At 70.4% G+C, this 17,980-nt stretch carries 22 protein-coding genes and 1 riboswitch; of the genes, 7 read left to right on the top strand and 15 right to left on the bottom strand.

All coding sequences use genetic code 11. The features are described from left to right. Positions 1 to 47: 47 nt before the first annotated feature. Together ACFWV3_RS22920 and ACFWV3_RS22915 are read right to left on the bottom strand one after the other, a co-directional pair. Positions 48 to 857 (bottom strand): aldo/keto reductase, encoded by an 810-nt coding sequence (locus tag ACFWV3_RS22920; protein ID WP_382413495.1) that lies wholly within the window; start codon positions 855 to 857, stop codon positions 48 to 50. Then, the gene (locus ACFWV3_RS22915; RefSeq protein WP_382413493.1) at positions 845 to 1,816 is read right to left on the bottom strand and encodes a helix-turn-helix transcriptional regulator; all 972 of its coding nucleotides are present in this window, start codon (positions 1,814 to 1,816) and stop codon (positions 845 to 847) included. Before ACFWV3_RS22915 ends, ACFWV3_RS22920 begins: the two co-directional genes overlap by 13 nt. A gap of 49 nt (positions 1,817 to 1,865) precedes the next feature. On the opposite strand from ACFWV3_RS22915, the gene ACFWV3_RS22910 reads away from it, so the two are divergent. Genes ACFWV3_RS22910 through ACFWV3_RS22895 form a run of 4 tightly spaced genes read left to right on the top strand, consistent with a single transcriptional unit; the run spans position 1,866 to position 3,742 of the window. Beyond that, positions 1,866 to 2,243, top strand: coding sequence for a DUF3224 domain-containing protein (locus ACFWV3_RS22910; RefSeq protein ID WP_382413491.1), 378 nt, complete (start codon positions 1,866 to 1,868; stop codon positions 2,241 to 2,243). Between the two features lie 3 nt (positions 2,244 to 2,246). Then, positions 2,247 to 2,906, top strand: a complete 660-nt coding sequence (locus tag ACFWV3_RS22905; RefSeq protein WP_382413489.1) for a maleylpyruvate isomerase family mycothiol-dependent enzyme — start codon at positions 2,247 to 2,249, stop codon at positions 2,904 to 2,906. Between the two features lie 38 nt (positions 2,907 to 2,944). After that, positions 2,945 to 3,547, top strand: coding sequence for a class I SAM-dependent methyltransferase (locus tag ACFWV3_RS22900; protein ID WP_382413487.1), 603 nt, complete (start codon positions 2,945 to 2,947; stop codon positions 3,545 to 3,547). Positions 3,548 to 3,559: 12 nt separating this feature from the next. Then, positions 3,560 to 3,742, top strand: a complete 183-nt coding sequence (locus ACFWV3_RS22895; protein WP_382413485.1) for a hypothetical protein — start codon at positions 3,560 to 3,562, stop codon at positions 3,740 to 3,742. Between the two features lie 46 nt (positions 3,743 to 3,788). On the opposite strand, the gene gcvP is transcribed toward ACFWV3_RS22895, so the two are convergent. The 9 genes from gcvP to ACFWV3_RS22850 form a co-directional block, all read right to left on the bottom strand. Continuing rightward, positions 3,789 to 6,680 carry an aminomethyl-transferring glycine dehydrogenase gene (gene gcvP, locus ACFWV3_RS22890; RefSeq protein ID WP_382413483.1) on the bottom strand — a complete coding sequence of 964 codons (2,892 nt, stop codon included), beginning with the start codon at positions 6,678 to 6,680 and terminating at the stop codon, positions 3,789 to 3,791. 152 nt (positions 6,681 to 6,832) lie between these two features. Beyond that, positions 6,833 to 6,929: riboswitch (glycine riboswitch) on the bottom strand. A 56-nt stretch (positions 6,930 to 6,985) separates the two neighbouring features. Further along, complete coding sequence (locus ACFWV3_RS22885) at positions 6,986 to 7,936, bottom strand: Clp protease N-terminal domain-containing protein (RefSeq protein ID WP_382413481.1); 951 nt, start codon at positions 7,934 to 7,936, stop codon at positions 6,986 to 6,988. Positions 7,937 to 8,040: 104 nt separating this feature from the next. Beyond that, complete coding sequence (locus tag ACFWV3_RS22880; protein WP_382413480.1) at positions 8,041 to 8,607, bottom strand: MerR family transcriptional regulator; 567 nt, start codon at positions 8,605 to 8,607, stop codon at positions 8,041 to 8,043. Between the two features lie 344 nt (positions 8,608 to 8,951). Then, positions 8,952 to 9,425 (bottom strand): bifunctional nuclease family protein, encoded by a 474-nt coding sequence (locus ACFWV3_RS22875; RefSeq protein ID WP_030468959.1) that lies wholly within the window; start codon positions 9,423 to 9,425, stop codon positions 8,952 to 8,954. A gap of 123 nt (positions 9,426 to 9,548) precedes the next feature. Next, positions 9,549 to 10,091, bottom strand: coding sequence for a MerR family transcriptional regulator (locus ACFWV3_RS22870; protein WP_382413478.1), 543 nt, complete (start codon positions 10,089 to 10,091; stop codon positions 9,549 to 9,551). Between the two features lie 48 nt (positions 10,092 to 10,139). After that, entirely contained in the window at positions 10,140 to 10,598 is a 459-nt protein-coding gene (gene garA, locus ACFWV3_RS22865) for a glycogen accumulation regulator GarA (RefSeq protein WP_030476302.1), read from the bottom strand. Positions 10,599 to 10,711: 113 nt separating this feature from the next. After that, positions 10,712 to 11,095, bottom strand: coding sequence for a glycine cleavage system protein GcvH (gene gcvH, locus ACFWV3_RS22860; protein ID WP_382413476.1), 384 nt, complete (start codon positions 11,093 to 11,095; stop codon positions 10,712 to 10,714). Between the two features lie 42 nt (positions 11,096 to 11,137). After that, positions 11,138 to 11,719 carry a CDP-alcohol phosphatidyltransferase family protein gene (locus tag ACFWV3_RS22855; protein WP_382413474.1) on the bottom strand — a complete coding sequence of 194 codons (582 nt, stop codon included), beginning with the start codon at positions 11,717 to 11,719 and terminating at the stop codon, positions 11,138 to 11,140. A gap of 106 nt (positions 11,720 to 11,825) precedes the next feature. Further along, a complete protein-coding gene (locus ACFWV3_RS22850; RefSeq protein ID WP_382413472.1) occupies positions 11,826 to 12,029 on the bottom strand; it encodes a hypothetical protein in 204 nt (67 codons plus the stop codon). Between the two features lie 489 nt (positions 12,030 to 12,518). Here ACFWV3_RS22850 and ACFWV3_RS22845 point away from each other — a divergent pair, with 489 nt between their 5' ends. Next, positions 12,519 to 12,881, top strand: a complete 363-nt coding sequence (locus tag ACFWV3_RS22845; RefSeq protein ID WP_382413470.1) for an STAS domain-containing protein — start codon at positions 12,519 to 12,521, stop codon at positions 12,879 to 12,881. A 9-nt stretch (positions 12,882 to 12,890) separates the two neighbouring features. On the opposite strand, the gene ACFWV3_RS22840 is transcribed toward ACFWV3_RS22845, so the two are convergent. After that, entirely contained in the window at positions 12,891 to 13,559 is a 669-nt protein-coding gene (locus ACFWV3_RS22840; RefSeq protein WP_382413469.1) for an ATP-binding protein, read from the bottom strand. 170 nt (positions 13,560 to 13,729) lie between these two features. On the opposite strand from ACFWV3_RS22840, the gene ACFWV3_RS22835 reads away from it, so the two are divergent. Both ACFWV3_RS22835 and ACFWV3_RS22830 read left to right on the top strand, forming a co-directional pair. Continuing rightward, on the top strand, positions 13,730 to 14,098 hold the full coding sequence (locus ACFWV3_RS22835; protein WP_382413785.1) for an ATP-binding protein: 369 nt from the start codon (positions 13,730 to 13,732) through the stop codon (positions 14,096 to 14,098). 77 nt (positions 14,099 to 14,175) lie between these two features. After that, positions 14,176 to 14,943: a SigB/SigF/SigG family RNA polymerase sigma factor gene (locus tag ACFWV3_RS22830; protein WP_382413784.1), complete on the top strand. Its 768-nt coding sequence runs from the start codon at positions 14,176 to 14,178 to the stop codon at positions 14,941 to 14,943. On the opposite strand, the gene ACFWV3_RS22825 is transcribed toward ACFWV3_RS22830, so the two are convergent. From ACFWV3_RS22825 to ACFWV3_RS22815, 3 genes are all read right to left on the bottom strand, one after another. Next, a complete protein-coding gene (locus ACFWV3_RS22825) occupies positions 14,916 to 15,245 on the bottom strand; it encodes a WhiB family transcriptional regulator (protein WP_382413467.1) in 330 nt (109 codons plus the stop codon). The two genes, ACFWV3_RS22830 and ACFWV3_RS22825, sit on opposite strands and share 28 nt — an antisense overlap. A 71-nt stretch (positions 15,246 to 15,316) precedes the next feature. Beyond that, positions 15,317 to 17,050 carry an arginine--tRNA ligase gene (gene argS, locus ACFWV3_RS22820; RefSeq protein WP_382413465.1) on the bottom strand — a complete coding sequence of 578 codons (1,734 nt, stop codon included), beginning with the start codon at positions 17,048 to 17,050 and terminating at the stop codon, positions 15,317 to 15,319. A 73-nt stretch (positions 17,051 to 17,123) separates the two neighbouring features. Further along, positions 17,124 to 17,819 (bottom strand): M50 family metallopeptidase, encoded by a 696-nt coding sequence (locus ACFWV3_RS22815; RefSeq protein WP_382413463.1) that lies wholly within the window; start codon positions 17,817 to 17,819, stop codon positions 17,124 to 17,126. Between the last annotated feature and the right edge of the window lie 161 nt (positions 17,820 to 17,980).

The following is a 17,980-nucleotide window of genomic DNA, read 5'->3' as shown; positions in this document are numbered from 1 at the left end:
CCGGTCCTGCCTTCGCCGACGGGAGCCGTCCTGCTGGTGGAGCCGGGTCAGCCGTTGAAGCGGTCGGGGTCGGGGCCGGTGCGGGTGCCGTTGTCCAGCTCGTTGATGACCGTCATGTCGTCCAGGGCCAGCTCGAAGTCGAAGACGTCGATGTTCTCCTTGATCCGGTACGGGGTGACGGACTTCGGGATCACGACGCTGCCGAGCTGCAGGTGCCAGCGCAGCACGATCTGGGCCGGGGTCTTGCCGTACTTCTCGGCGAGGGCGGTGAGGTCGGGTTCGCGCAGCAGCGTGCCCCTGGCGAGCGGCGACCACGCCTCGGTGGCGATGCGGTGGGTGACGTGCACCTTGCGCATCTCCTCCTGCTGCAGCAACGGGTGCAGCTCGATCTGGTTGACCGCCGGGGTCGTCGGGAACTCGTCGAACAGGCGCTGCAGGTGGGGAGTGTGGAAGTTGGAGACGCCGATGGCGCGCACCCGGCCGTCGGCGTAGAGCTGCTCCAGCGCGCGCCACGACTCGGCGTAGAGCTCGCGGCCGGGCAGCGGCCAGTGGATGAGGTAGAGGTCCAGCACGTCGCGGCGCAGCTTGCGCATGCTCTCGTCGAACGCGCGCAGCGTCGAGTCGTAGCCCTGGTCGGTGTTCGCCAGCTTGGTCGTGACGAACAGGTCGGGGATGCCGGCGATCGCGTCTCCGACGCCGGACTCGTTGCGGTAGGAGGCGGCCGTGTCGATGCTGCGGTAGCCGGCCTCGAGCGCGGTCGTGACCGCGCCGGCCACCTGGTCCTCCGGCACCTGGAAGACGCCGAAGCCGAGTTGGGGGATCCGTACTCCGTTGTTCAACGAGATCAGCGGAACCATGTGCGTAGCTTCGCATCGTTGTAGACGTCCTGCATGGCCTTCAGGATGTCGATCAGTTCGGCGCGCAGCGAGGCCGGTTCCAGCACCTCGACGTCCGCGCCGAATTTGAGCAGGTCGGCGACGGCGTGCCGGGTCGACTCGGTCGGGAAGCCGAACTCCTCCCCCGGTTCCGGCGCCATCTCCCCGATCACCCGCGCCTGGAAGCCGCTCAGCAGGTACCGGGTCTTGTCGAGGCCGGAGCGGGTCATGCGGACGGTGACGCGTTCGCCGTACATGCGGTCCTCGAACCGCTCGGACCACTCGGCCCAGAACCGGGCGAGGTCGAAGTCCGCGGGGCGGTCGAACGAGACCGCGGTCGTCTGGACGGTCAGCACGCGGGAGACGCGGTAGGTGCGGCCGCTGCCGACGAAGTACCAGGTGCCCGCCTTGAGGACCAGACCGTACGGGTCGACCTCGCGCTCGACGGTGTCGTTGCCCCACCGCAGGTAGGTCATCCGCACGCGGCGCTGGTCCCAGACCGCGTCGGCGATCGTGGCGAGGTGCTCGGTGGGCTCGTCGCCGCGGAACCACGTCGGGGTGTCGAGGTGGAAGCGCTGCCGGATCTGCTCGGCCCGGTCGCGCAGCTCGGTCGGCAGCGCGGCGAGGAGCTTGAGCTGCGCGGCGGCGGCGACCTCCTTCAGCCCCAGGTCGGCGGCCGGTCCCGGCAGTCCGGCGAGGAACAGCGACCGGGCCTCGCCGGAGGTCAGGCCGGTCAGCCGGGTGCGGTAGCCGTCGACGAGCTGGTAGCCGCCGGCGGGGCCGCGGTCGGCGTAGACGGGGATGCCGGCGGCGCTCAGCGAGTCGATGTCGCGGTAGATCGTGCGCGGCGACACCTCCAGCTCGGCCGCCAGCTCGTCCGCCGTCATCCGGCCCCTCGACTGGAGGAGCAGGAGCACCTGCATGAGCCGGCTGGACTTCATCGCCCCAACCTGACACGAACTGTCAGGAATTGCCAGCAGAGTGGTCCCCATGAAGGCAACGGGAACCATCGCGGTGAAGAGCTGGGACGAGAACACCTGGGACGGCCGCCCCCACCAGGAGGTCGAGGGGCGCAAGCTCACCGAGGCGCACGTCCAGTTCTCCTACGCGGGCGACGTGAGCGGTGTCGGCAACTGCCGGTACCTCATGTACTACGGCGACGACGTGGCGTGGACGACCGCGCTCGAGGAGATCGCGACCGACGAGGGCACGTTGGTGCTGCGGCACGTCGGCGCCTACCGGTCCTCTGTGGAGGCCGTGATCGAGGTCGTCGACGGCACCGGGAAGTACCTGAACGCGCGAGGTGCGGTGACGGTGGACTGGGCGGAGGATGGCAGCGGCACCTACACCCTGGAGTACGAGGTCTGAGCGATGACCAACGCCCCCATCTACGACGCGGCCAAGCGGCGGATCACCGAGATCGTGACCGGAGCCGATCCGCAGACGCCCGTGGCGGCGACGCCCGGCTGGTCGGTCAAGGACGTGGTGGCGCACCTCGCCGGCGGTCTGCGGGACTTCGTGGACCGCCGGTTCGACGGTGTCGAGTCCGGTGAGTGGGGCGAACGGCAGGTGCGCGACCGGCGGGACAACTCGCTCGGCGACGCCTTCGCGGAGTGGGACGCGAACCTGGAGCTGGCCCGGCCGCTGTTCGACACGCCGATGGGGCCGATCCTGGTGGCCGAGGTGGTCGCGCACGAGCACGACCTGCGCGCGGCCCTGGGGGTTCCCGGCGGCCGTGACGGCGTCGAGGTGCGGGCGGCGCTGACGAGGCCGTTGCAGGAGCTCGACAAGCTGATGCGGGAGAACGACGTGCCGGCGTTGCGCGTGACGCTGGAGCACGGCGACCGGGTGCTCGGGCACGGGGACCCGGCAGGAACGCTGCGGACGTCGTCGTTCGAGCTGATGCGGGCGATCGGCGGGCGGCGGTCGGTGGACCAGATCAAGGCGCTGGACTGGGACGGCGACCCGGACGTGTGGATCTCGTCGCTGGCGCTGTTCGGGCGGCACCGGCCGGAGCCGTTCTGCGAGTGACCACCGAGTGATCGCCGCGCGGAGTAGGTTGCGCGGTCGTGGACTGGCTGACTGACACGCGGGACTCCTACGACACGGTGGCGGAGAGCTACGCGGGCTACACACGGGGGCTGCTGGACGGGTTGCCGCACCTGCGGGCGGCGTTGCGGTTGTTCGCCGAGGAGGTGAGCGGACCGGTCGCGGACGTCGGGTGCGGGCCCGGTGACATCACGGCTCGCCTGGCCGAGCTCGGCGTGGACGCGTTCGGGATCGACCTCTCCCCCGCGATGATCGCGCTGGCGCGGGCGAACCACCCCGGGCTGCGGTTCGAGGTCGGGTCGATGACCGAGCCGATGACCGGCCCGCTGGGCGGGATCCTGTCGTGGTGGTCGTTGATCCACGTGCCGGACGAGGTCGTGCCCGCGGTGTTCGGGCACTTCCGGAAGGCGCTGCGGCCGGGCGGGCTGGTGCAGGTCGGCTTCCACGTAGGCGACCGGACGAACCTCAAGACGCAGGGCTACGGCGGGCACCCGATGCGCGTGCACGTCCACCTGCGACCGCCGGAGCGGGTGGCGGGGTGGTTGCGCGACGCCGGGTTCACCGTCGAGGCGCGGTGGCTGCTCGGCGACGACGGCGCGGTGCTGTTCGCCCGGCGCGGGTGAGACGATCTGATCGTGTCAGAAGAACAGACTTGTCAGCGGTGCGGCGAAGCGGTCGAGCTGGCAGCCGAGGACTTCGCGTTGTTCGAGCGGATGCACCCGGACTGCTTCCACTTCGCCTTCGAGCACGACCTGGCCAAGCCGGGTCTGAGCGTCGACGAGAACTGCGGCGACGAGGCCTGCCCCGTCGGAGCGTGAGAAATGGGCGCACCCCCGAGTGCGCCCATTCCCCGGTCGAACGTGATCAGCTGCTGTACGCCTCGAGCGGCGGGCAGGAGCAGACCAGGTTGCGGTCGCCCTTCGCGCCGTCGATGCGGCGGACGGGCGGCCAGATCTTCGGAGCACCGGTACCGGCCGGGTACACGGCCTCCTCGCGGGTGTACGGGTGGTTCCACTCGCCCACGGTCACGCTGGCCGCGGTGTGCGGGGCGTTGCGCAGCGGGTTGTCCTCCACCGGCCACTCGCCGGCGCCGACGCGGTCGATCTCCCGCTTGATGGCGATCATGGCGTCGATGAAGCGGTCGATCTCGGCGAGGTCCTCGGACTCGGTCGGCTCGACCATCAGCGTGCCGGCGACCGGGAACGACATCGTCGGCGCGTGCAGGCCGTAGTCCGCCAGACGCTTCGCCACGTCGTCCACCGTCACGCCAGTGGCCTTGGTGAGCGGGCGCAGGTCGAGGATGCACTCGTGGGCGACGAAGCCGCCCTCGCCGGTGTAGAGGACCGGGTAGTGCTCGTCGAGGCGGCGGGCCACGTAGTTCGCGGCGGCCACGGCGGTCAGGGTCGCGCGGCGCAGGCCGTCGCCGCCCATCATCCGCACGTAGGCCCACGAGATCGGCAGGATCGACGCGGAACCCCACGGGGCGCCCGAGATCGGGCCGACACCGGTGGCCGGTCCCGCGGTCGGCTGCAGCGGGTGGTTCGGCAGGAACGGCGCGAGGTGGGACTTCACGCCGATCGGGCCGACGCCGGGGCCACCGCCGCCGTGCGGGATGCAGAACGTCTTGTGCAGGTTCAGGTGCGAGACGTCCGAGCCGAACTTGCCGTAGCGGGCGAGACCGATCAACGCGTTGAGGTTCGCGCCGTCGACGTACACCTGGCCGCCCGCGTCGTGGACCAGGCCGCAGACCTCGCGGACGGTGTCCTCGTACACGCCGTGGGTCGACGGGTAGGTGATCATGATCGCGGCCAGGTCGTCGGCGTGCTCGGCGACCGTGGTGCGCAGGTGGCCCATGTCGATGTTGCCCTTGTCGTCGCACTTCACGACGACGACGCGCATGCCGGCCATGACGGCGGACGCGGCGTTGGTGCCGTGGGCGGACGACGGGATCAGGCAGACGTCGCGGTCGGCGTCGCCGTTGGCGCGGTGGTAGGCGCGGATCGCCAGCAGGCCGGCGAACTCACCCTGCGAGCCGGCGTTGGGCTGCAGCGACACGGCGTCGTAGCCGGTGACCTCGGCGAGCCAGGCCTCCAGGTCCGACACGATCCTCAGCAGACCGGCCGCGTCCTCGACGGGCGCGAACGGGTGCAGCGTCGAGAACTCCGGCCAGGTGATGGACTCCATCTCCGCGGTGGCGTTCAGCTTCATCGTGCAGGAGCCGAGCGGGATCATGCTGCGGTCCAGGGCGACGTCCTTGTCGGACAGCGCGCGCAGGTAGCGCAGCAGCGCCGTCTCGGAGCGGTGCGCGTGGAAGACCGGGTGGGTCAGGTAGTCGGACGTGCGGCGCAGGTCGGCCGGGATGCCGTCCGCGGTGTCGGCGTCGATGGCGTCCACATCGGACCCGGTGACGCCGAAGGCCTCCCACACGGCGACGACGTGGGCGCGCGTCGTCTTCTCGTCGCACGCGATGGCGACGACGTCGTCGTCGACCTTGCGCAGGTTGATGCCGGCCTCGCGGGCCTTCTCGACGACCGCGGCGGCCTCGCCGGGCACGCGGACCTCGACGGTGTCGAAGAACTCGCCGTGCACGACGTCCAGACCGGCCTCGCACAGGCCCGTGGCGAGCACGGTGGCCAGGCGGTGCACGCGGGTCGCGATGCCACGCAGGCCCTCGGGACCGTGGTAGACCGCGTACATCGAGGCGATCACGGCGAGCAGCACCTGCGCGGTGCAGATGTTGGACGTGGCCTTCTCGCGGCGGATGTGCTGCTCGCGCGTCTGCAGGGCCAGGCGGTAGGCCAGGGAGCCGTCGGCGTCGACCGAGACGCCCACGAGGCGGCCGGGCAGCTGGCGCTCCAGGCCGGAGCGGACGGCCATGTAGCCGGCGTGCGGGCCGCCGAAGCCGATCGGCACGCCGAAGCGCTGGGTGGTGCCGACGACGACGTCGGCGCCGATCTCGCCCGGCGCGCGCAGCAGCGTCAGTGCCAGCAGGTCGGCGACGACCACGGCCTGCGCGCCGGCGGCGTGGATCTCCTCGATCAACGCCTTCTGGTCGCGCACCACACCGGACGCGCCGGGGTAGGACAGCAGCACGCCGAAGAAGTCGCCGCCCAGGCCCAGGCCCTCGATGCCCTGCGACAGGTCGGCGACGACGATCTCGATGCCCAGCGGCTCGGCGCGCGTCTCGATGACGGCGAGCGTCTGCGGCAGCGTGTCGGCGTCGATGACGAACTTGTCCGACTTGGACTTGCCCGCGCGGCGCACCAGGGTCATGGCCTCGGCGGCGGCGGTCGACTCGTCCAGCATGGACGCGTTGGCGACGGGCAGCGCGGTGAGGTCGCCGACCATCGTCTGGAAGTTCAGCAGCGCCTCGAGGCGGCCCTGCGAGATCTCCGGCTGGTACGGCGTGTAGGCGGTGTACCAGGCGGGCGACTCGAGGACGTTGCGCAGGATCACGCCCGGCGTCACGGTGTCGTAGTAGCCCAGGCCGATCATCTGGGTCATCGGCCGGTTCTGCGCCGCCAGCGCGCGCAGCTCGGCGAGCGCCTCGGTCTCGGTGGCCGGGGCGGGCAGGTCCAGCACGAGGTCGCGCTCGTGGATGGACGGGGGAACCGCGTGCTGCGCCAGCTCCTCCAGCGACCCGACGCCGATGACGTCGAGGATCCGGGCGAGCTCGGCGGGGCGCGGGCCGACGTGGCGGTCGGCGAACGGGGTGCCGTGCTCGAGAGCGGCGAGCGGAATGCGGTCCTGCGTCATCTAACGCCTCCGGGGGCCTGAGGGCACACGTGTCCTGGTGCCCTCCCCGCTCTGTCCGTACCCCGAAGGGCGCCTGAGAGGTTCACCCGCTGCGGGAGCGGGCTTTCACCGTCGGCGGGACCCCCTCGCGGGGCTCCACTTTCCAGAGGCGTCTCGCTCGGGCGGTCCTGGATGCCTGAGAGGTTCCCGGGGAGGGACTTGCTCCTTCGGCGCCGGGCTCTGCGACCCGGTCTCTCCCGCCTGAGTTCAGCGACTACCCGAGAAGAATACCCGCAGGCAGCCCACCCAGTCCCCCCGGACGCGACCTACATCTCAGCACCGAGACCGGACAAGGCCGCGGAGACGGGGTCCTCCTGGTCGTCGCGCAGGGCCACGAGCAGGTGCCGGGCGCCCACGACGTCGTCCCCGCGCCGGGCCGCGACGAGCTTCGCGCCCTCGATCGCCCGCTCCACCGGGCCGCCCGCGGGCAGGGTCGCGCGGTCCACGCCCGCCGCGCGCAACGCCGCCGCCGCACCGGACTCGAGCTCGGGCCGCAGCTTCCTGCCCGCCGCCGACAGCTGCTGGTCGAGCGTCAGCACCGCGGCCACGAGGTCGCGGGAGGTGACGGTGCGGTCGCCGGCGACGGCGAGCCGTTCGGCCTCGGCGCGCACCGCGGTGAGCTCGGGCCCGCCCAGCCCCTGTCCGCGCACGACGAGCTTGGTCAGCCAGCGCACGTACCCGCCGCCGGACTCCCCTTCCAGCGCACCGGCCTTGCGCAGCAGCCACACCGCCGGAGCCTCCTCGGGTTCCGACGCCGCGCGCACGGCCGCCGCGGTGGCCTCGACGTCCACGCGTCGCACGGCCATCAGGTCCGCGACCCGGCCGAACTCCAGCGACAGCAACGCGAGCGACAGGTGGGTCGTGGTCAGCACGCCGTCGCCGGCCTGGCCGATCGCCGCGCGCAGGCAGGCGTCCAGCGCGACGCTGGCGGGCACCGGGGTGTCGACACGTGCCTGGTGGTGGGCGGCGCGCAGCAGCGTCGTGACGTCCGGACCGGCCTCGGTGGCGCCGCCGTCGCCGCTCGCCCAGTGCTCGGTCCCCCGCGCCATCGCCTGCGCCCGCAGCGACCTCACGCCGAGCTTGCGCCCGGGACCGGTGGTGTCGGCGAGCGCGATGAGCAGGTTCTCGGTGCCGACGAAGCCGAACTCCAGCCGGAACGCCCGTTGCACGGCCGCGGCCAGCGCTTTCACGACCTGCGAGGAAGGAGTGGGGGTCATGCCGGCAACGCTAGGGAGCCGGGGTGCCGCGGCGCCTCTGCCGACCGGCCACAGAGGACGGCCAGTCGGCCAGGAAGGGGTAGCCGGCCAGGAGGAGCGACCGGTCAGCCGGTCGCGCGCTCGCGGCGGCGGCGGGTCAGCTCGTCCTCGGTCATCGGGGCGATCTCGACGCCGTCCGCGCGTTCGGCCGGGAACTCGTGGATGGTCCCGCTGATCTCGCGCATCGCACCGCTCACCGCGATGCCGAACACGCCCTGGCCGCCCTGCAGCAGGTCGACGACCTCCTCCGGTGACGTGCACTCGTAGACGGTCGTGCCGTCGGAGAAGAGGGTGATCTTCGCGAGGTCCTGGACGCCGCGGCGGCGCAGGTGGTCGACCGCGACCCTGATGTTCTGCAGCGAGACGCCGGTGTCCAGCAGTCGCTTCACGACCTTCAGGACCAGGATGTCCTTGAACGAGTACAGCCTCTGGCTGCCGGAGCCGTGCGCCATCCGCACCGTCGGGGCGACGAGCCCCGTCCGGGCCCAGTAGTCGAGCTGCCGGTACGTGATGCCCGCGATCTGACACGCCGCGGGACCCCGGTAACCGACGAGCTCGTCCGGCAGCGAGGAGTCCGGGAACAGCTCGCCCTGCTGCCCGGATCCGGCCCTCAAGGGCGCTTCCTCGACCACGCCTGCCTCCCCTCGCGAACGGCCACGAAACTCGATGGCCGTCAAGCCGCCACGTCAGCTCGCGCGAACCAGCGACGTCCACTCGAGTTCGACGGTAGGACCGCTCCGAGGGCAGGTCAACGCGACGCGCGGGGAGTGTCGACCCTCAACCTGAAGTAGAGGGTCACACCGTCACCCGAAGTAGGACGTTCAGGTGACGTTTAGTGATCGTTTAGCGGGCCGATCGGGCACTGAGTAGCCCGATGGGGCGACACGCGGACGGAGCACGGGGGGCGTGAGCGAGACGAAGAGCGACAGACACCACAACCCGGATGTCTGCGCTCCTACGGTGCCGTCTCCGCGGCCTATGTATCCGCGCCCCTGAAGTCCTCCGGGGACACGGAGTCGAGGAACTCGCGGAACTTCTCCACCTCGTCCTCCTGCTCGTCCGGGATGATGAGGCCCGCCTCCGCCAGCACGGACTCCTCCGCGTGGATCGGCACCCCCACGCGCAGCGCCAGCGCCACCGAGTCCGAGGGGCGCGCGGACACCCGCACGTCGCCGTCGAACACGAGCTCGGCGAAGAACGTGCCCTCCTGCAGGTCGGTGATCCGCACCTGTTCGAGGTTGCGGCCCAGCGCCCCGATGACGTCCTTGAGGAGGTCGTGCGTCAGCGGCCTGGCCGGCCGGACGCCCTGTTGCTCGAGTGCGATGGCCGTGGCCTCCACGGAGCCGATCCAGATCGGCAGGTACCGCTCACCCTCGGTTTCGCGGAGCAGGAGGATCGGCTGGTTCTGGGGCAGCTCCACCCGGACGCCCACGACGCGCATCTCACTCATCGGGTCTCGCCTCCCTCTGACTCGTTGGGGAGTACCCGGCTCACTCCGAGCATCCCCCGGCGTATGCGTTCGACGCTACCCGCCAAGCGGGCCGTGTGCTCAATCGTTGCGGGCAGAACGTGATCAAGACGATTGACGCAGTCCCGCTCTCACCAACAACGTGTGCAACGAGGTGAACAGGTCAGCCAATTCCCGAACCGTCTCGGGATCTGAGAACGACTTCAGCACGACCACCTCGTGATCGGCTGCCGCGCGGACCGCGCGCAGGTGCTCGCGCTCGACGCCGAGCCCGGTCATCGTCCGGATCGTGCGGAGCGCGGTGATGTCGTCGGTGGTGAACCGGCCGGCGGGGCCGGGGCGCAGCAGACCGTCGCGCTCCAGCTGGGACAGCTGGTCGGCGCCGAGGCCGGTGCTCGCCAGCAGATCGGCCCGCGAGACCGAGCCCGCGTCGGCCGGGGTGGCGTCGAGCTGGTCGCGGATCACCTTGAGCGGCAGGTACCTGTCCCGCTGGGCGGACAGCACGAACCGCAGCCTCTCGACGTCCGCCCGGCTGAACTGGCGGTAGCCGGAGGCGGTGCGTGCCGGGCGGACCAGCCCCTCCGCTTCCAGGAAGCGGATCTTGGAGATGGTCACGTCGGGGAACTCGGGGCGAAGCTGTGCGAGCACCGCCCCGATGCTGAGCACCCCGCGCTGTGGCCGCCCGGCCGTCACGCGTCAGGCTCCCGCGGAGCCAGGACCCGTCAGGAAGACGAGGCGGAACTTGCCGATCTGGACCTCGTCACCGTTGGCGAGCACGGCCTGGTCGACCGGCTCGCGGTTGACGTAGGTGCCGTTGAGGCTGCCGACGTCGATGACGACGAACTCGCCGCTCTCCCGGCGGAACTCGGCGTGGCGGCGCGAGACCGTCACGTCGTCCAGGAAGATGTCGCTGTCGGGGTGGCGCCCGGCGCTCGTCGTGTCGCGGTCCAGCAGGAACCGGGAACCGGCGTTCGGGCCGCGCTTCACCACGAGCAGCGCGGAACCGGCGGGAAGGGCGTCTACGCCGGCAACGGCCGGCTCCTGGGCGGGCGCCTCGGCGCCGCCCTCCATCTCCTGGAGGAAGTCCGCCCGGAAGACGGAGGTCCGCTCCGGGGACTGCTCCGGCGGAACGCCTGGGCCGTCGTTCGTGCTCACCTGAGCTCTCCTCCTGCTGCTGGATCCGTCACTTCCGGTAAAACTTATCGCGTCCGGGTCGCCACCCTGCCCGCGGCTCCCCTTCCGGCCGAAGATCCGGCGAAAGATCGACGTCACTCCTTCTCCACCAACGCCTTGTACCCGTCGGCGTCGAGCAGGCCCTCCAGCGCGTCCGGGTCGCTCACGCGGAGCTCGACCATCCAGCCCTCGCCGTACGGGTCGGTGTTCACCGAGTCCGGTGCCTGCACCAACGCGTCGTTGATGGCGACGACCTCGCCGTCGAGCGGGGAGTAGAGGTCGGACACGCTCTTGGTGGACTCGACCTCCCCGAACGTGTCGCCCGCGGAGACGGTGTGGCCGACCTCGGGCAGCTGGACGAAGACGACGTCACCGAGCTGTTCCTGGGCGTAGTCGGTGATGCCGACGCGCACGGTGTTCTCGCCTGTGCCGGCGACCCACTCGTGCTCCTCGGTGTAACGAAGCTCCTCGGGAATCAACTGACTGCGCTCCTCGTGCTCAACCTGTATGGGGTGATCTTTTCACGCGACCGCGCGGGGCGTGACCCGCAGGGCCAGGAAGAACTGGTAGACGTACAGCAGCGCCGACCACAGGTAGAGCGCTCCGCCCCAGGCCGTGAACGCGTAGGCGAACGGCAGGGCGACCTGGGCCCAGCCCGAGTCGCCCTGCGCGAGCAGCAGCAGGGGGAACGCGTAGAGGAGGTTGAAGGTCGCGGCCTTGCCCAGGTAGGTGACCTCGAACGTCCCCCACCCGCGCCGGCGCAGCACCAGCAGGCAGATGCCGACGACGACCTCCCGCCCGACCAGCACGAGGGCGATCCAGAGCGGCACGATGTCCCTGATGACGAACGCCAGCAGCGTGCAGAACACGTAGAGGCGGTCCGCGGCGGGGTCGAGCAGCGCGCCGAGGTTGCTCATCTGGTCGAGCCACCGGGCGAGCTTGCCGTCCAGCCAGTCGGACAGCCCCGCGAAGACGAGGACGAGCAGCGCCCAGCCGTCCGCGCGGGGTCCGAGCAACAGGTACAGGAAGAGCGGAACCCCGGCCAGCCGCAACACGCTGAGCAGGTTCGGAATCGTCAGCAGGCGATCAGCCGGATCACGCACACCCGCACTCTAAACGAGTGACCGCGCACTGGCTGCCGGATGGCGTCACGGCACACGGTGCGGCTGGTTGCGGGTTCGTGCGGTGTTCGTGTCGTACGGGTGGAACTCAGGCTGTGCGGGTGAGCGTCCAGCCGCGGCGCTGCATCTCGGCGCCGGTGATCGCGTGCGGCCGGCCGCGGTCGTCGCGACCCACCCAGCGAGCGCGGAAACCCTCGAGCACGTAGGCGTGACCCCTGCTCCACACGACGCTGCACGGCGTGGTGGGCAGCTCCGCGGTCTGCACCGGCGCGGTTTCCATGGCGGTTCTCATCTCAGTCCCTCCGTGACATCAGGGATGTCGTGAACCGGGTCTCCGGCGTTATCCCTGCACACGAATCTTGGCGGACTGTGGTTCAGAACACGTGTCCTGTTTGGGTCCTTAGCGTTAACTGGATCAATCGGCGCGCCGAGCTGTTCGGGCCCGAAGCGCGGGAGAAGACGGTGTGATTGCCTGCGCAACCGTTCGTCGTACGACGACGACCGCACGGCGTCCCCGCGGGATCGGCCGGACCTAAGCGACGCACGTCGGCGAGCCCGTCCGCGAGCGGCGGCTCCGCGAGGACGCGCCGGTCACCGGTCCGGTAGCGCTCCCAAACATCGCGGGGCCGACACGTTTGAGCCAACCTTTGTCCGGGTACTGGTGGCTCGACCTGTCCTGTCGAGCGGTTCCTCCCGTACGGTGGGGCCGCAGCGGTTGAGCCAGCAGCCGCACCGGGGCCGCTGCTGTGGCGGCTCCCTGTTTGCGAGAGGGAGTACATCAGTGACTGTGCAGGACCCGCGAGCGGAGCAGACGATCGAGCTGTCGGTCAGGCAGCCGGCGCCCGGTGTCACGGTGCTCGCCGTGTCCGGTGAGGTCGACATGGTGTCCGCGCCCACGTTGCGCGACGCTCTCGTGAACGGCCTCGGCGACGGCGGCACCTTCGTGATCGACATGACCGGCGTGACGTTCCTCGGATCCGCCGGCCTCGCCGTGCTGGTCGAGGCCGCGCGCCTGGCCCAGAAGTCCTCGACGGCGCTCAAGGTGGTCGCCACGGCGCGTGCCGTGACGCGTCCCCTGGAGGCCACCGGGCTCGGCGAGGTGCTCAGCGTGAGCAACTCCGTGGACGCCGCCCTGGGCGGCTGACACGACCGGCTACCTGGTCCGGACCACGAGGCGGTTGCCCGCCGCACGGAGGGCGTCCGCGACGTCGTGGAGGGCTCGCTCCACCCCGCCCGTCTCCCCACCGATCCCGGTGAGGTCGACGGTCAGCGGCACGGTGCCGCCCCGCGCGGCCGTGGTCAGGACTCTCCGCAGCGACGGTCCGGCGGCCACGGGCACGTTCCCGCGCACGACCGCCACCACGCCGGCGGAGGTCTCGTGGACGCGCACGTCGCACTCGGACGGAGCGCGGGTCGCGGGGACCACCGGCGTCGGGGTGCGGCGCAGGTGCACCGTGGTGCCGTTCGCGCTGCGGTCTATCTCGACGGAGTCCACGCTCTCCCGCATGAGCAGCAGTCCACGTCCCCGCATGGTCAGCGCGGGCGGCGGTACGCGCCACCGGCCGTGGTCGGTGACGTCGACCTGGACGCACCCGTCGTGGCCGACGTGCGCCCGCACCTCCACGGTCCCGCGCGCGGGACCGGGATAGGCGTGTTCGACCGAGTTGTTGACCGCTTCGCTGACCGCGAGAACGAGATCGCTCGCCTCGTCCTCGCCGAACCCGCTGTCCTCCAGCCAGGCGCGGAGGCGGTGCCGCACTGGCGCCACCTCGTGCGCGTCGGCGGGGAAGCGGAGGTCCAGGAAGTCCTCGTGCACGAGCACAGCACTCCTCCCGGTGGATCTCCTTCAGCCTTTCAGAAGGTGATTTCCCTGGGGCTCGCGTCAATACACGTGTGAAATGAGATCGATTCGGGTACGGCAATGACGTGCCGGCCTTCAGCAGAACGGACTACGAGGTGGGTGTGACGCAATTGTCAGGGGTCGAACTGCGGATGGCCGCGGATCCCACGCAGCTTTCGATCGTGCGTGCGGTCGCGGCGGACATCGCGATGCGGCAGGACTTCGACCTCGACTCGATCGAGGACCTGAAGCTGGCCGTCGACGAGACGTGCTCGACGTTGATCACGCTGGCGGCGCAGGACGCGGTCCTCAGCTGCCACTTCGCGGTGGACGACCGCGGCGCGGTGCACGTGTCGGCGAAGGTCGCCACGAAGGCCGCGGCGGGACCGGACGAGAACAGCTTCGGCTGGCGCGTCCTCACCGCGCTCGTCGACTCGGTGCAGACCAGGGTCGAGGAGACCGAAGGGTCCGTGGTCCACATCGGCCTCGTGAAGTCCACGGCAGGGGCGGTGGATGCGTGACCGGGTCGGAGGAGACGACCACGACGACGAAGCCGGAAGACGCGGCGGCTCCCGAGGAGGAGGCCGCCAAGGAGTCGGTGAAGTCGAGCGGCAAGGGCGGTGACTACGACCACCTGGCCCCCTTGTTCGCGGAGCTGGCGGCCACGCCCGCCGGTCCGAAGCGGGAGACGTTGCGGGACCGGCTCGTCACCGAGCACCTGCCGGTCGCCCAGCACATCGCCCGCCGGTTCGGGCACCGCGGCGAGCCGCACGAGGACCTCGTGCAGGTGGCCACGGTCGGTCTGATCAACGCCGTCGACCGGTTCGACCCGGACCGCGGCAGCGACTTCCTGTCGTTCGCGGTGCCGACGATCATGGGCGAGGTCCGGAAGTACTTCCGCGACTCGAGCTGGTCGGTGCGGATGCCCAGACGGCTCAAGGAGCTGCACCTGGCGATCAACGCGGGCACGTCGCGGCTGTCGCAGTCGCTGGGCAGGGCGCCGACGCCGTCGGAGCTGGCCGAGCACCTGGGGATGTCGCGGGACGAGATCCACGAGGGTCTCGCGGCCGGCAACGCCTACCAGAGCGCCTCGCTCGACGACATGCTGATGTCGGAGGACTCGTCGATCTCGCTGGGCTCCACCATCGGCGAGGAGGACCCCGAGATCGCGATGATCGAGCAGCGGGAGGCGCTGCACCCGCTCCTGCAGAAGCTGCCGGAGCGGGAACGCAAGATCGTGATCATGAGGTTCTTCGGCAACATGACGCAGACGCAGATCGCGCAGAAGGTCGGGATCTCGCAGATGCACGTGTCCCGGCTGCTGGCGAAGACGTTGCGTCAGCTGCGGGACGTGCTGGAGGAGTAGCGCTCGGAGTGGGCACGAAGACGGCGCCGGGCCGCGTTGATGATCTGGCGCCGTTCGTCCTCTCCCATGCCGCCCCACACGCCGTACGGCTCCTGGGCCTCGAGCGCATGGGCGCGGCACTGCGCGAGCACGGGGCAGTGCCCGCAGATCGCCTTGGCCTTCTCCTCCCGTGCCGCCCGCGCGTAGCCGCGTTCGTTGTCCGGGTGGAAGAAGACGGCGCTGTTCTGGCCGCGGCACAGGCCGGTCATCTGCCAGTCCCAGACGTCGGTGACCGGCTTGGGCAGACGGGTGGTGCAGGTCATCGCGACTCCCTGGTGATGGGCGGAAAGAGTTGCGATCACTGCGTACCTCTGCCCGGGCGGAGGTAAACCTGCTAAAGCCTTTCGGGTGCGCCGATTCCCAGCAGGGAAAGTCCCAGCGTGAGCACGCGTGAGGTGAGCGTGAGCAGGTGCAGCCGGGAGTCCTGGAGCTCGCGCGTCTCGGCCGTGGCCACCGGGCAGTGGTTGTAGAAGGTGGAGAACGCCGTGGCCGTGTCGAACAGGTAGTTCGTGAGCTTGTGCGGCGCGAGCTCGTCGATGGCCGCCTGGACGGCCGTGGGGAGCTGCAGCAGCTTCAGGGCCAGGTCGCGCTCCGCCTGCTCCCGCAGGACCAGCGGGGCGCTCTCGTCGGCGGTGCGGCCGACCTTGCGGCCGATCGACAGGATGCGGGCGTTGGCGTACTGGATGTACACCGACGTGTCGCCGGTGGTCGCGAGCATCTTCTCCCAGGTGAAGACGTAGTCCTTCTCCCGGTCGTTGGACAGGTCCGCGTACTTGACCGCCCCGAGCCCGATCGTCCTCGCGAGAGCGTCCTTCTCGGCACCCTCCACTTCGGACGTCTCGGGCATCACCTTGTAGGAGTTCTCGACGGCCTCGGTCAGCAGGTCGATCAGCTTGATGGTGCCGCCGGCCCTGGTGCGGATGGTCTTGCCGTCGGAGCCGAGGATCGTGCCGAAGCCCGTGTGGACGGCGGTGTGCGCGTCGTCGAGCCACCCGGCCTGCCTCGACGTCGCGAAGATCATCTGGAAGTGCTGGGCCTGCGGCGTGCCGACGACGTAGATCAGGTCGTCGACCTTGCGGTCGCGCACCCAGTAGCGGACGGTCGCGAAGTCCGTGGTGGCGTAGCCGTAGCCGCCGTCGCTCTTGCGCACGATCAGCGGCAGGCGGTCGCCCTCGCGGTTGGTGAACCCCGGCGGGAACACGCACAGCGCGCCGTCGCTGGTCTCGATCAGACCCTTCTGCTGCAGCTCGGTGATCGTGTCCGCGAGGTAGGGGTTGTAGAAGCTCTCGCCGTAGTTGTCGCCGGCCGACAGCCCGATCCCGAGCATCTCGTAGACCTGGTTGAAGTGCCGCTGCGACTCCCCCACCAGCTCGTGCCACAGCGCGAGCGTGGCCTCGTCGCCGCCCTGCAGCAGCACGACGCGGCGCCGGGCGCGGTCGGCGAAGCCGGGCTCGTTGTCGAACTTCTGCCTGGCCTGCTGGTAGAACGCGTTGAGGTCGCTGATCTCGTGGTCGGCGCCGTGGCCGAGGTCGGTGAGGTGCTCGATGAGCATGCCGAACGGCGTGCCCCAGTCACCGAGGTGGTTGTGCGGGATGACCTCGTGGCCCGCGAACGTCAGCAGCCGGCAGAACGCGTCGCCGATGATCGTCGACCGCAGGTGGCCGACGTGCATCTCCTTGGCCACGTTGGGGCTGCTGTAGTCGATGGCGATCCGGCGGGGCTCCTCGGTGGTGGGCACGCCGAGCCGGTCGTCGCCGAGCAGCGCCGCGGCCTGGGCCTCCAGCCACTCCCGCCTCAGCTTCAGGTTGATGAAGCCGGGGCCGGCGATCTCCGGCGTCTCGAGGGCGTCGGCGGCGTCGAGGTGCTCCACGATGAGCGCGGCGACCTCGCGGGGGTTGCGGCCGACCTTCTTGGCGAGGCTCATGGCCACGTTGCACTGGTAGTCGGCACCGTCTCGGTTGGACGGTCGGATCAGTGCTTCCTCCGGGGTGATGTCCACGTCCAGAGCGGCGCGCAAGGCGACCGCGACCCGCTGGCCCAGTTCGAGCCCGACATCCCCACGCAGCACTGAACACACCTTTCACCCGCGGCTTGTTCGGCCCAGTATTTCACCCGGTGCCAAACCGCCCGGCCGTGGGACGTCACCACCGTCCCAGCAGCAACGCGCCACCACCCACGAGGGCGGCGAGACTGACAGCCGCGAAGAAGGTCACCCAGCCGAGCGCGGGCACCCCGGTCAGCCGGGCGAGCTGGTCGGCGTCGGAGCCGGGGGCCTGCCGCCGCCACCGCTTGACCTGCAGCTCCCACACCGGCCGGACCCCGCCCAGCAACAGGAACCAGGCGAACACGTAGGCGGCGGCGTCGCGGACCTCGAGGGAGGCGTAGAAGGAGACGAAGAAGAAGATCCCGCCGGTGATGATGATCGACAGGATGCCGAAGAAGTTCCGGATCATGACGAGCATGGCGGCGAGGAACCCGATGCTGATCCACAGCATCAGCTGGATCTGCTCGGTGGTGATCAGCAGTGCGGCGCCGAACCCGAGCAGCGACGGCGCGATGTAGCCGGCCAGCGCGGTGAGCACCATGCCGGGCCCGCGGGGTTTGCCGCGCGACACGGTGAGCCCGCTGGTGTCCGAGTGCAGCTTGATCCCCTTGAGCCGCCGCCCGGTCAGCACGGCGAGCAACGCGTGGCCGCCCTCGTGGGCGATGGTGATGACGTTGCGGGTGACCAGCCAGAGCCGGTGCACGGCGACCGCCAGGAACGCCGCCAGCGCGGTCCCCCAGGTGATGAGCACCTCGTGGGTCAGCAGCGAGCCGGGCATCAGGTCGGAAGGCATCGGGACATCGAAACAGAAGCGGGGGGGGGGGGGGAGGAAGAGATGCCAACAAGGAGGGTTTAATTAGGTACGGTGGGGTTGTTTTGGGGAGGGCCGATTTCGGCAATCCGGGCCCAACTCGACGGGACCAACAACCGCGCCACCTGAGGCTGCTAGGCGGG

The organism is Lentzea sp. NPDC059081, assembly GCF_042738015.1.
Lineage (GTDB): Bacteria > Actinomycetota > Actinomycetes > Mycobacteriales > Pseudonocardiaceae > Lentzea.
Note: the sequence above shows the minus strand (reverse complement) of the source record. Positions and strands in the feature narration are given on the sequence as shown.